Below are 11667 nucleotides of genomic sequence, written 5' to 3' on the forward strand. Positions count from 1 at the left end.
CGCCACGCACGCTCGCCGGCCTGCGCCTGCAGGCGGCGCGCCGGCTGGTCGCCGCCAACCCGGGCATGACCTACAGCGGCGAGGTGCCCGAGCCGCTGTTGGCCATCCCGGTGCTGGAGGTCGAGCTCAACGCCGATGGCAGCGTGCGCCGTATCGAGGTGCTGCGCGAGCCGCGCCAGGCCAAGGACACCATCCAGCTGTCCATCGATGCGGTACGACGCGCGGCGCCGTTCGGCGACGTGTCGAAGCTGCCCCGGCCCTGGAAGTTCACCGAGACCTTCCTGTTCCGTGACGACCGCAAGTTCAAGCCTCGTACCCTCGATTCCTGAACGCTGCCGGCATGGCCACGGGCATCGGCCCTTCTTGGGCACAATGCCTGCATGTTCTTCACGCTGCCGACTCTCCTGACCTGGGCGCGCATCGTCGCGATTCCGCTGATCGTCGGCGTGTTCTACCTCCAGGTGGCGCCATCGATGCAGAACCTGATCGCGACGGTGCTGTTCGTCGTGGTGGCGCTCACCGACTGGGCTGACGGCTACCTGGCCCGCAAGCTGAATCAGACTTCATCGTTCGGCGCCTTCCTCGACCCGGTGGCCGACAAGTTCCTGGTCTGTGCCGCGTTGCTGATCCTGGTACAGCTCGACCGCGTCAACGCGCTGGTCGCGCTGGTGATCATCGGGCGCGAGATCGCGATCTCGGCCCTGCGTGAGTGGATGGCGCAGATCGGCGCGTCGCGCAGCGTCGCGGTGCACATGCTGGGCAAGCTCAAGACCACCGTGCAGATGATCGCGATCCCCTTCCTGCTCTTCGACGGCCATCTGTTCAGCGTGATCGACACCCACCTGTGGGGCACCGTCCTGATCATCGTCGCGGCGGCGCTGACCATCTGGTCGATGGTCTATTACCTGCAGAAGGCCTTGCCCGAGATCCGGGCCAAGGTGCGGTGATGCAGCCCGCCCAGCAGCGCGCGCTGTTGATCGGCGCGATGCCGGCGCTGTTCGTGCTGATCTGGAGTACCGGCTTCATCGTTGCGCGCTACGGCATGCCGCATGCCCCGCCGCTGAAGTTCCTGGCCTGGCGCTTCGCGCTCTCGGCGCTGTGCTTCGTGCTCTGGGTAAGGGTGTCCGGCGCGGCGTGGCCTCAAGGGCGGGCGCAGTGGAGACACCTGGCCGTGACCGGCGTGCTGATGCACGCGGGCTACCTGGGTGGGGTGTGGGCCGCGGTGCGGTTGGGCATCGGTGCCGGCACCGTGGCACTGATCGTCGGCCTGCAACCGGTGCTCACCGCCGTGTGGATCAGCCGCACCGGATCGCTGTCCGAACGGGTGTCGGCCCGGCAGTGGATCGGCCTGGCGCTCGGCTTCACCGGGCTGCTGCTGGTGGTAGGTCACCGGCTTGGCAGCGGCGAGGTCACGGTAGCGAACCTCGGCCTGGCGCTGTTCGCCTTGCTCTGCATCACCGCCGGTACGCTGTACCAGAAGCAGCATGTGGCGCGTTGCGACGTGCGGACTGCCAGTGCCGTGCAGCTGCTGGCGGCGCTGGCCGTCACACTGCCGCTCGCGCTGCTGGAGCCGGCGCCGGTGCAATGGCACCCTCAACTGCTCGGTGCGATGGCGTGGTCCGTCGTGGTGCTGACGCTGGGCGGCAGTTCGCTGCTCTACCTGCTGATCCAGCGCGGCGCCGCGACGGCGGTGACCAGTCTGCTCTACCTGGTGCCACCTTGCACCGCGCTGATGGCGTGGCTGCTGTTCGGCGAATCGCTGTCGCTGAGCGTGCTGGTCGGGCTGGCCCTGACGGCGGCGGGCGTCGCGTGGTGGTTCGTGCGACGCGAAGCGACGCATGAGTGGGGCGACCTGTGCCGTCGCGTCCACAAGGTGTCCCGTCGGGCCTGCAGCGTCGACGTGAGCCGAGGCGCCGAGCCCCGCCCGGTGGGCGATCTACATGGGGGAATACGCATAGAATCGCCTTCCGCGCTTGACACCCCGCAGGCTCACCGCTGTAATGATCCGCAGTCCCAGCGGCCTTCCGCAGCGCGTCCCACCGGGCTGGGTCCCGCACCTTCCACCGTAGACAGAGACACCTTTCAAAGGGGGTACCTTTCGTGAACAAGACTGAACTGATCGAACACATCGCCAAGCAGGCCGACATCTCGAAGGCCGCTGCCACGCGTGCGCTCGAGGCACTGATCGGCGGTGTGCGCACGACGCTCAAGAAGGGCGGCAGCGTATCGCTCGTCGGTTTCGGCACCTTTGCCGTGACCAAGCGTGCAGCGCGCAGTGGGCGCAACCCGCGCACCGGCGATACGATCAAGATCAAGGCGGCCAAGGTGCCGAAGTTCCGTCCGGGCAAGGCCCTGAAGGACGCACTCAACTGAACCAAGTCAGGCTCGGGTGCTTAGCTCAGCTGGTAGAGCGGCGCCCTTACAAGGCGTAGGTCGGGGTTCGAACCCTCAGCACCCACCACCCCGGAGTCGACATCCTGAGACGGCCACGACCGCTTCGATAGAATCCGGCAGCAGCGCTCTCCCCAGAGCGCGCAAGAGAGCCAGTCCAGCAAAGGCGAACCCAGGTTCGCCTTTGTCGCATGTGGGCCGACACAGATCGATCTTCCGAGGCCATCGATGTTTGAATTCGTTCGTTCGCACACCCGGCTGTTGCAGTTCATCCTGGTCCTGCTGGTCTTTCCGGCCTTCGTGTTCTTCGGGGTGCAGGGTTACACCGGCATGAGCGAAGGCAATACGGTCGTCGCCAAGGTTGCAGGCACCTCGATCACGCAGGCCGAGTGGGATGCGGCGCACCGCAATCAGGTCGAGCGCCTGCGGGCGCAGTCCCCCGGTGTCGACCTCAAGCTGTTCGATACGCCCGAGGCGAAGCAGCGCACGCTGGACGCCCTCGTGCGTGAGCGTGTGATGCTCGTCGCGGCTGACAAGCTGCACCTGACCGCCAGCGACGAACGCCTGCAGCGGGTGTTCGCCAGCGATCCGCAACTCGCCTTCCTGCGCAAGCCCGACGGCAGCCTGAACGCCGACGTGCTTGCGGCGCAGGGCATGAGTGCCAGGCAGTTCGAGCAGCAACTGCGTCAGGATCTGGCGATGCGTCAGGTCCTGCAGGGCGTGAGTGGCACGGTGCTGGCGCCGAGCCGTCCCACGTCGACGGCGCTGGATGCGCTGCTGCAGCAACGCGAAGTGCGCATCGCGCGCTTCGAGGCTCAGAAGTTCGTGACGAAGGTCAACGTGACCGACGCCGACATCGAAGCCTATTACAAGGATGGCCGGCACGCTGCCGAATTCGAGACGCCGGAGCAGGCGTCGATCGAGTACCTCGTGCTCGACCTCGATGCCATCAAGTCCGGCCTCACGGTCAGCGACGACGATCTCCGCAAGTACTACGAGGAGAACGAGAGTCGCTACGTCGCGCCGGAAGAGCGCCGCGCCAGCCACATCCTGATCAAGGCCGAGAAGGGCGCGTCGGCCGAGCAGCGCGAGAAGGCCAAGGCCAAGGCCGCCGCCTTGCTCGCCGAGGCGCGGAAGGACCCTGCGAAGTTCGCCGAACTGGCCAAAAAGAATTCGGAAGACCCCGGCTCTGCGGTGCAGGGCGGCGACCTGGACTTCTTTGCGCGCGGTGCGATGGTCAAGCCCTTCGAGGACGCCGCGTTCGCGCTGAAGCCGGGGCAACTGAGCGAGGTGGTGGAAAGCGATTTCGGCTACCACGTGATCTTGCTCACCGCGGTGCGGGGCGGCGAGAAGAAGGCTTTCGAGTCGGTCAAGGCGGAGATCGAGAACGAGGTGAAGCAGCAGCTGGCGCAGCGCCGCTACGCCGAAGCGGCAGAGATTTTCAGCAACACCGTCTACGAACAAGCCGACAGCCTGAAACCGGCGGCCGAGAAGCTCAAGCTCACGGTGCGCACGGCGTCCGGCGTGGCGCGCACGCCGGCGCAGGGGGCGACCGGCGCGCTCGCCAGCCCGAAGTTCCTGGAGGCCCTGTTTGCCGCCGAGACCCTGCGCAACAAGCGCAACACCGAGGCGGTCGATCTGGGTGGCAGTCAGTTGGTGGCCGGCCGCATCGTCGACTACACGCCGTCGCGCAAGCTGCCGCTTGCCGAGGTGAAGGACCGGGTGCGGGAGCGGGTGGTGGTCGAGCAATCGGCGGCATTGGCGCGCAAGGAAGCCCTGGCGCGGCTCGCCGCCTGGAAGGGCGGCGCCGAACCCGAGGGTCTGGAGCCCGCGATGACGGTCTCGCGCGGCCGGCAGCAGGAACTGCCGCCCGCTCTGATCGATGCGGTGATGAAGGCCTCGCCGGCGCCGTTGCCGTCGTGGACGGGTGTCGATTTCGGCGAAGAGGGTTACGCGGTGGTGCGCGTCGACAAGCTGCTGCCGCGCGACGCGGCGGCTGGTGACGACAAGCGGCTGCAGCAGCAATACGGACAGATCTGGGGCGCGGCCGAAGACGAGGCCTACTACGCGGCGCTGAAGGAACGATACAAGGTGAAGATCACCGGCGTTGCGAAGAGCGCCGACGCCGAGCAGTCCGGCGCTTCGCGCTGAAGCTCTCCGCTATAATGCACGGCTCTGCGGTGGCTGTAGCTCAGTTGGTAGAGTCCAGGATTGTGATTCCTGTTGTCGTGGGTTCGAGTCCCATCAGCCACCCCACCTGATCACAAACGAAGGCGCCGTCTCGCGGGCCTTTCGTTTTTCTGGCGGCGAAGAAGAGTCCGTGCGGCTCAGCGCGGTTTGTACTGTTCGGTCCCGAACAGCATCTTGCGCGACTGCTCGTCGACCAGCGGCTTGCGCTGTTGAGCCAAGACCTCGACGCCGCGCTGCACCGCGGGGCGTGCGGCGATCTCGTCGAACCAGCTTGAGGTGCGGGTAGTCGTTCCAGTCGATGCCCTGATTTTTCCAGGAGCGCAGCCAGGGGAAGATCGCGATGTCGGCGATGCTGTAGTCCGACCCCGCGATGTACTTCGACTTGGCCAACTGGCGATTCATCACGCCGTAGAGGCGCTTGGCCTCGTTGGTATAGCGGTCAATCGCATAGTCGATCTTCTCGGGTGCGTAGACCCGGAAATGGTGGGTCTGGCCGAGCATCGGCCCGACACCGCCCATCTGGAACATCAGCCACTGCAGCACCTCGTACTTGCCCCGCACGTCGGCTGGCAGCAGCTGGCCGGTCTTGCCGGCCAGATAGAGCAGGATTGCGCCGGATTCGAACAGCGAGATGGGCTTTCCGTCCGGGCCATCAGGATCGACGATCGCGGGGATCTTGTTGTTCGGGCTGATCGACAGGAAGGCGGGCTCGAACTGATCGCCGGCGCCAATATCGACAGGAAATGCACGGTATGGCAGCCCGCACTCCTCGAGCATGATGTGGACCTTGTGCCCGTTGGGCGTGGCCCAGGAATACACTTCGATCATCGTCAGAGCCCTCGGTGGGTGGCAGCCGCTCCGACGGACGGCTTGTGGGCACTCTATTCGATCGCACGGACCCATGCTCGACTCCTTCAAGCGCTGGATAGACGGCAAGCGCGGCGGCCCGGACGGTCGTCTCCTCCAGACCTGGGCCAAGCAGCGTGGCTTGGTCTTCAAGCGCGTGCGCAACGGTGAAGGCGTGGTGCTCGAGGGCGAGATGCACGGGACGCCGTGGCGCATGGAATGGGGTACGCCACAGCGAGCCTATCTGCTCGATCGCGAACTGCGCCTGCGCATGGACCTGGGTCTGCCGCAGAGCCTGCAGATGATGGTGATCTCGCGCGTGCTGGCCGAGGAGCTGGAACAGGCCGCCTACGCGCTGTTCACACAGGACATGCAGACACAGATCGACTCCGGCATGCCGGAGGAAATGCGCTGGCTGGCGATGTTCCCGAAGACGCAGTTGGCTGCGCTGAAGATGCTGCGCAATCGCTACACGACGGCATCGAATGCCGCGGCACCGCTGGCGGTGTGGCTTGACAAGGATCTGGTCGGCCAACTCGAGGCCGCCCGGCAAGGCTGGCTGGGTGAAGAGGGCCCGCTCGTGCTGATGACGCTGCGGGGCAGGCTCTACCTGCGCATCGAGTCGGTGCAGCCAGACGCTGCGCTGCTCGATGGCGTGATGGCGCTGTTCGAGGCGGCCGCCCGCGGCGCGCTGGCAGCGGCCGAAGGCGCGTCTTCGCAGACGCAGTGGCCGAGCACCAGCACCACGGCCTGGCAGAGCCACCTGCCTTCGCACTACCCGGCGGAGGCCGGGCTCGGCGACAACCGCCGCTGAGACAGCCGCGCCCTGGGGCTGGCTTCAGGCGGCGGCGTACTTGCCGAGCTCGAGCTTGGCGATCGCGTTGCGGTGCACTTCGTCGGGGCCGTCGGCAAAGCGCAGCGTGCGCGCCAGGGTGTAGAAGTAGGCGAGCGGAAAGTCCTCGCACATGCCCGCGGCGCCATGTGCCTGCATGGCCCAGTCGATCACCTGGCAGGCGAGGTTGGGTGCCACGACCTTGATCATCGCGATCTCGGCCTTGGCGGCCTTGTTGCCCGCCACATCCATCATCCACGCCGCCTTGAGCGTCAGCAGGCGCGCCATGTCGATCCGGCAGCGCGCCTCGGCGATGCGCTCCCGCGTCACGCCCTGGTCGGCCACCGGGCGGCCGAAGGCCACGCGCGCACTGGTGCGCCGGCACATCAGCTCGAGAGAGCGCTCAGCCAGCCCGATCAGCCGCATGCAATGGTGGATGCGTCCCGGCCCCAGGCGGCCCTGGGCGATCTCGAAACCGCGGCCTTCGCCGAGCATCAGGTTGCTGGCCGGAACGCGCACGTTGGTGAAGGTGATCTCGCAGTGGCCGTGCGGGGCATCGTCGTAACCCAATACCGAAAGCGGCCGCAGCACCTTGATGCCCGGCGCGTCGCTGGGGATCAGGATCATCGACTGCTGGCTGTGTCGCGGCGCCTCCGGATCGGTCTTGCCCATGAAGATGTAGATCGCGCAACGCGGGTCGCCCGCGCCCGAGATCCACCACTTGCGACCATTGATCACGTAGTCGTCGCCCTGGCGCTCGATGCGCGACTCGATGTTGGTGGCATCCGACGAGGCGACGTCCGGCTCGGTCATCACGAAGGCGCTGCGGATCTCGCCGCGCAGCAGCGGTTCGAGCCAGCGCTTCTTGTGCTCGGCGCTGCCGTAGCGCACGAGCGTCTCCATGTTGCCGGTGTCGGGTGCCGAGCAGTTGAACACCTCGCTGGCCCAGGGCACGCGGCCCATGATCTCGGCCAGCGGCGCATATTCCTGGTTGGACAGGCCGGCGCCGTAGTTGCCCGACGTGCGGTTCGCCCCGTCGGCGCTGTCGGGCAGGAACAGGTTCCAGAGGCCCTCGTCGCGCGCCTTGGGCTTGAGCTGCTCGATCACCTGCAGCGGCGTCCAGCGCTTGCCGGCGCGCGTGTTGGCTTCGATCTCGGCCCAGTAGGCGGCCTCGGCCGGGTAGATGTGCCGGTCCATGAAGGCCGTGAGGCGGGCCTGCAGGTCCTGCGTGCGCGGCGAGTAGTCGAAGTCCATGCGTGTCTCCCTGAGGGTCGGTGCCGTTGCGCAGGCAGCGCGGGCGGCCCGTGTCGGCGATCGTGGCGTCAGCGCTGCCGTTGTGCGATCGCCCAGCCCAGTTCGGCTAGCGGTCGAGCGCCGGCAGCGGCCTGTCGGGCCTGCTCGCTCGCGGCGGTGCCGTCCAGCACACGCTTGGCGATGCCCTGCAGGATGCCGGCCATGCGGAACAGGTTGTATGCCAGGTAGAAGTTCCAGTCTGTCACCAGCGCGTCGGTGCCGCCGCGGCCGGTGCGTTCGCAATAGCGCTGCATGTACTCGGCTTCGGTCGGGATGCCGAGCGCCGCGACGTCGAGCCCGCCGATGCCGCGGAAGGTGCCGGGCGAGATGTGCCAGCTCATGCAGTGGTAGCTGAAGTCGGCCAGAGGGTGTCCCAGCGTCGACAGTTCCCAGTCGAGCACCGCGACGATGCGCGGCTCGCTCGGGTGGAAGATCAGGTTGTCGAGCCGGTAGTCGCCGTGAACGATGCGGGTCTGGGATTCATCGCGTGCGCTGGCCGGGATGTGATCCGGCAGCCAGTCGATCAGGCGCTCCATTGCGTCGATCGGCTCCGGTCCGCCGGGACCCAGAGAGGCCTGGTACTGGCGGCTCCAGCGTCCGATCTGACGCTCGAAGTAGTTGCCGGGCTTGCCGTAGCCGGCCAGACCGCAAGCGGCGTAGTCCACACGGTGCAGCGCCGCGATCACGCGATTCATTTCGTCGTAGATCTCACCACGCTGCACGGTGGTCATGTCGGGCAGTGCCTGGCTCCACAGCACGCGGCCCTCCACGTACTCCATCACGTAGAAGGCCCGGCCGATCACCGATTCGTCCTCGCACAGCAGGTGCATCCGGGCCACTGGTACTTCGCTTCCGGCGAGTGCTCGCATCACCGTGAACTCGCGTTCGATCGCATGTGCCGACGGCAGCAGCTTCGCGACCGGCCCCGGCTTGCTGCGCATCACGTAGCTGCGCTGAGGGGTGAGCAGCTTGAAGGTCGGGTTCGACTGGCCGCCCTTGAATTGCTCGACGCTGAGCGGACCGCGGAAGCCGTCGAGCGCGGATTCGAGATAGGACTGCAGTGCGCCAACGTCGAATGCGTGCTGCGAGGTGACGGGTTTCGTTCCGGACTGGGCTTCCATGGGGACTCGGATTCAGTTCATCGTTCGGCGATCGCGAGCAGCAGCTCGCGCGACAGCACCACCAGGCGCGTGGGCTCGATGCGCACTGCGCCCTCGCGCTCGAAGCCCTTGAGTTCCTGATTCACGCGCTGACGCGACGCGCCCAGCAGCTGTGCGAGGTCTTCCTGCGCAAGTTGCAGCCCGATGCGGATCTCGTCGCCTTGCGCGATGCCGTAGCTGCGAGCCAGCAGCAGGATCTGCTTGGCGAGTCGCGCCGAAAGGGGGCGCGTGTTGAGATCCTCGACCAGGTCGTAGGCGAGTCGCAGCCGGCGGCAATTGAGCCGCAGCAGGGCCTCGTAGAGCTCGACGTGCTGCGCGAGCAGCTCCTTGAAATCGGGCCGGCGCACGACCAGCAGCGTGGTGTCGCCGTGCGCGTTCGCATCGTGCGTACGAGGCAGTCCGTCGAACAGCGAGGTATCGCCGAGCCAGATGCCCGGCTCCGCGTAGGTCAGCGTGACCAGCTTGCCCGAAAGCGAGACTGAACTGATGCGCACGGCGCCGGCCGCGACACCCCACCACTCGTCGGCGGCTGCGCCCCGCGAGGTCAGCATTGCACCATCGGCGACCCGGCGTACCGTTGCTCGCGCCAGGATGGCCTGTCGGAGCGCAGGAGACAATTTGCTGAACCACGGGCCGGCGTCGATGTGCTGTTGTTCGTCGAGTGTAAGAACGGGGTTGTGCATGGCTTGTCCCTGACGTGACAGCATCGTGGAAGCTGTACGTTCGATTGTCCACATGGCAATCCATGGCCGCGGAACGCGCGGCTCCGGTGTCAGCCTCAGGGGGCCAGGCGCAGATACTGCGCCAGCACCTTTTCCATGGTGGTGTACCGCTCCTGCTCGTGCAGCCACTGCGTCGGTGCGAGGTTCACCGCGCGCACGACGGCCTCGTCGCCGAGTCCGATGTCGAGCACGTTGATGCAGGCCGGCTGCTGCTCGAGGCGGCCGAAGAAGGCGCGCTGCCCGGCCAGCGCCGTCGAGAGGAGGGCACGGTTGACCCCGCCGTGCAGCACCAGCAGCAGACATTGCCAGTCGTCGCGCGCGCACCAGGCGTCGAAGGCCGGCAGCACGCGGTCGAGCAGTTCGCCGATCGACTCACCGCCGAGGAAGCGCTGCTGCTCGGTCTCGCTCCCGCCGCGCCCCTGGAACGCGCCCAGAAAGGCCTGCTCGACCTGGTCGGCCGGGATGTCGGCGAGTCGACCTCCGCGGATTTCCTGCAGCGCCGCCTCGTGGTCAAGCGTCAGCGCCTGGCCCGATGCCGACAGCACGCGCTGCGCCGTCTGCACCGTGCGCGGCAGCCCGCTCACCAATACCCGGTCGAAGCGCACGCCGCACTGAGCGAACAGCTGCCCCGCGGCGTCGGCCTGGCGTTCCCCCTCGGCGTTGAGCGGCACCGAGTCGGGCGCCACTGGCGTGCCGTCGGGGAGGAAGTAGTCGACCGATCCATGCCGCATCAGGTAGAGGCGGCGCCGCGCCCGGGGCAGCTTCATCGGGAGGGCCGGTCAGCGCGAGCGCGGCCCGCGCTTCTTGGGCAGCGTCTCGGCCCCTTTGATGTGGGACAGGGTATCGGCAAAGTGAAGACCTTCGGCATTGAGGTGCTCGTTCAGAGCCAGTCCGCGGGCCTGGTTCACGAGTTCCTTGGTGGCGGCCAGCACGTTCGGCGCGCAGGACGCGAGCTGACGGGCCAGCCGAGTAGCTTCGGCCAAGGCCTGGCCGCTGTCTGTCACGCGATTGACAAGTCCCCAGGCTTGCAGCTCGCGCGCGGACACGGGCTCGCCGAGCCACAGCAGCTGCAGTGCCAGCGCGCGCGGCAGCGCGTGCGCCAGCAGCCAACTTCCGCCGCCGTCGGGCGACAGTCCGGCCTGGCCCTGCGACATGGTGAAGCGCGCGTCCTCCGCGGCGACGATCAGGTCGCAGGCCAGCGCCAGCGAGAAGCCGGCCGCCGTCGCTGCCCCTTCGACGGCGGCAATGACGGGCTTGGGGTGCGCACGCAGGGCCTCGACGAAGGATCGCAACGCATGCAACTGGTGCGCCGCGGCATCGCCGGGCAGGATCTCCGCGTCGTTCGCCAAGCGCTGGAGGTCGCTGCCCGCGCTGAAGTGCGCGCCTTCACCGACCAGCACCGCCGCGCGAACCGTGTCGTCGGCTTCGGCGACGTTCAGCGCCTCGACGGCCGCGGTCAGGGCCTGCGGCACCAGGGCATTGCGGCTGGCCGGATCGCTGAAGGTCAGCACCAGGGTGTTGTCGCGTCGCTCGGTGCGCAGTTCTGCGGTCATCGTCGGCTGCTGCGGTCTCGGGGCAGGCGAGAATTGTGTCACGCACCGTCGCCGAGACCGTGGCAGCGGGCCACCGGAGTCGGTGTATTCGGGCGCTCCTCTGCGGATTGGGCCGGTCGGCTCCATGCTAGAGTCCATCGCGGTCGGCAAAAGAAGAGCTATGCATCTCAGCACGCGAAAACTACTGATCGGTGTGAGCCTGTGCGCGTTGGCACAGGGTGTCGTGGCTGTCGGTTTCGGAAAATTGCCGGACTCCACGACGCTCGGGCAACCGCTGGAACTGAAGATTCCGCTGCGGGTCGACGCGGGCGAGGATCTGCGTCCCGAATGCCTCAATGGCGAAGTCCATTTCTCCGACAACCTGCAGCAGCCCGGCACCACCTCGCTGCGGCTCGAACCCGCCGAACCCAGCGCAACCGAGCGCGTGCTGCGGCTTGCCACCACCACGCGCGTCGACGAGCCGGTCGTGACGGTGCAGATCACGGTCGGATGTGCCTCCAAGGTCACACGCCGCTTCACGCTGTTCGCGGACCCGCCGCTGATCGCCCCCGCCGAAGTGGCCGCCCCAGTTGCGGCCGTTGCACCGTCGGCACCACCTGCTCCGGCGGCCTCCGCAGCGAGCCGCCCCGAAGCCGCGCCCCCGGATACCGCGCCGATGCCGCGTGCCGCCACACCGCGCA

The 11667-nt window shown here is 67.3% G+C and carries 10 protein-coding genes, 2 tRNA genes and 3 pseudogenes; 9 read left to right on the forward strand and 6 right to left on the reverse strand.

The genetic code is table 11. The annotated features are described in order from the left end of the window. The 7 genes and pseudogenes from x551_RS13125 to x551_RS13155 form a co-directional block, all read left to right on the forward strand. A partial coding sequence (locus tag x551_RS13125; protein WP_036248875.1) for a hypothetical protein occupies window positions 1-329 on the forward strand: 329 nt, incomplete at its 5' end. A 51-nt stretch (window positions 330-380) separates the two neighbouring features. Then, window positions 381-947 (forward strand): CDP-diacylglycerol--glycerol-3-phosphate 3-phosphatidyltransferase, encoded by a 567-nt coding sequence (gene pgsA, locus x551_RS13130; RefSeq protein WP_011829553.1) that lies wholly within the window; start codon window positions 381-383, stop codon window positions 945-947. Next, a pseudogene (locus tag x551_RS13135) lies at window positions 947-1842 on the forward strand (DMT family transporter). The gene pgsA and the pseudogene x551_RS13135 overlap by 1 nt, the downstream one beginning before the upstream one ends. A 258-nt stretch (window positions 1843-2100) precedes the next feature. Further along, the gene (locus x551_RS13140) at window positions 2101-2373 is read left to right on the forward strand and encodes an HU family DNA-binding protein (RefSeq protein ID WP_011829551.1); all 273 of its coding nucleotides are present in this window, start codon (window positions 2101-2103) and stop codon (window positions 2371-2373) included. 14 nt (window positions 2374-2387) lie between these two features. Continuing rightward, a tRNA-Val gene (locus x551_RS13145) sits at window positions 2388-2461 on the forward strand. Window positions 2462-2619: 158 nt separating this feature from the next. After that, complete coding sequence (locus x551_RS13150; RefSeq protein ID WP_036248878.1) at window positions 2620-4542, forward strand: SurA N-terminal domain-containing protein; 1923 nt, start codon at window positions 2620-2622, stop codon at window positions 4540-4542. A 29-nt stretch (window positions 4543-4571) separates the two neighbouring features. Beyond that, window positions 4572-4647: transfer RNA gene (locus tag x551_RS13155), tRNA-His, on the forward strand. A 71-nt stretch (window positions 4648-4718) separates the two neighbouring features. On the opposite strand, the pseudogene x551_RS13160 reads toward x551_RS13155, so the two are convergent. After that, window positions 4719-5409: pseudogene (locus tag x551_RS13160) on the reverse strand (glutathione binding-like protein). Between the two features lie 73 nt (window positions 5410-5482). On the opposite strand from x551_RS13160, the gene x551_RS13165 reads away from it, so the two are divergent. Next, window positions 5483-6241 carry a hypothetical protein gene (locus x551_RS13165; protein WP_051495829.1) on the forward strand — a complete coding sequence of 253 codons (759 nt, stop codon included), beginning with the start codon at window positions 5483-5485 and terminating at the stop codon, window positions 6239-6241. Window positions 6242-6265: 24 nt separating this feature from the next. Here x551_RS13165 and x551_RS13170 read toward each other — a convergent pair whose 3' ends face one another. From x551_RS13170 to x551_RS13190, 5 genes are all read right to left on the reverse strand, one after another. Continuing rightward, window positions 6266-7513 (reverse strand): acyl-CoA dehydrogenase family protein, encoded by a 1248-nt coding sequence (locus tag x551_RS13170; RefSeq protein ID WP_011829548.1) that lies wholly within the window; start codon window positions 7511-7513, stop codon window positions 6266-6268. Window positions 7514-7581: 68 nt separating this feature from the next. Next, window positions 7582-8673, reverse strand: a complete 1092-nt coding sequence (locus tag x551_RS13175) for a phosphotransferase (protein WP_011829547.1) — start codon at window positions 8671-8673, stop codon at window positions 7582-7584. 17 nt (window positions 8674-8690) lie between these two features. Further along, on the reverse strand, window positions 8691-9395 hold the full coding sequence (locus x551_RS13180) for a Crp/Fnr family transcriptional regulator (protein ID WP_011829546.1): 705 nt from the start codon (window positions 9393-9395) through the stop codon (window positions 8691-8693). Between the two features lie 95 nt (window positions 9396-9490). Continuing rightward, complete coding sequence (locus x551_RS13185; RefSeq protein ID WP_036234193.1) at window positions 9491-10201, reverse strand: histidine phosphatase family protein; 711 nt, start codon at window positions 10199-10201, stop codon at window positions 9491-9493. Window positions 10202-10213: 12 nt separating this feature from the next. Then, window positions 10214-10987 (reverse strand): enoyl-CoA hydratase-related protein, encoded by a 774-nt coding sequence (locus x551_RS13190; protein ID WP_036234196.1) that lies wholly within the window; start codon window positions 10985-10987, stop codon window positions 10214-10216. Between the two features lie 160 nt (window positions 10988-11147). Between x551_RS13190 and x551_RS13195 the strand changes: the two are divergent. Next, window positions 11148-11667, forward strand: a pseudogene (locus tag x551_RS13195) (hypothetical protein); the annotation flags it as partial.

It is taken from the genome of Methylibium sp. T29 (assembly GCF_000576205.1).
GTDB classification, from domain to species: domain Bacteria; phylum Pseudomonadota; class Gammaproteobacteria; order Burkholderiales; family Burkholderiaceae_C; genus Methylibium; species Methylibium petroleiphilum.

Bases quoted from the DNA above. Each gene is read 5' to 3' on its own strand.
- pgsA (WP_011829553.1), top strand. From the start codon at position 381: ATGTTCTTCACGCTGCCGACTCTCCTGACCTGGGCGCGCATCGTCGCG.
- x551_RS13150 (WP_036248878.1), top strand. From the start codon at position 2,620: ATGTTTGAATTCGTTCGTTCGCACACCCGGCTGTTGCAGTTCATCCTG.
- x551_RS13165 (WP_051495829.1), top strand. From the start codon at position 5,483: ATGCTCGACTCCTTCAAGCGCTGGATAGACGGCAAGCGCGGCGGCCCG.
- x551_RS13170 (WP_011829548.1), bottom strand. From the start codon at position 7,513: ATGGACTTCGACTACTCGCCGCGCACGCAGGACCTGCAGGCCCGCCTC.
- x551_RS13175 (WP_011829547.1), bottom strand. From the start codon at position 8,673: ATGGAAGCCCAGTCCGGAACGAAACCCGTCACCTCGCAGCACGCATTC.
- x551_RS13180 (WP_011829546.1), bottom strand. From the start codon at position 9,395: ATGCACAACCCCGTTCTTACACTCGACGAACAACAGCACATCGACGCC.
- x551_RS13185 (WP_036234193.1), bottom strand. From the start codon at position 10,201: ATGAAGCTGCCCCGGGCGCGGCGCCGCCTCTACCTGATGCGGCATGGA.
- x551_RS13190 (WP_036234196.1), bottom strand. From the start codon at position 10,987: ATGACCGCAGAACTGCGCACCGAGCGACGCGACAACACCCTGGTGCTG.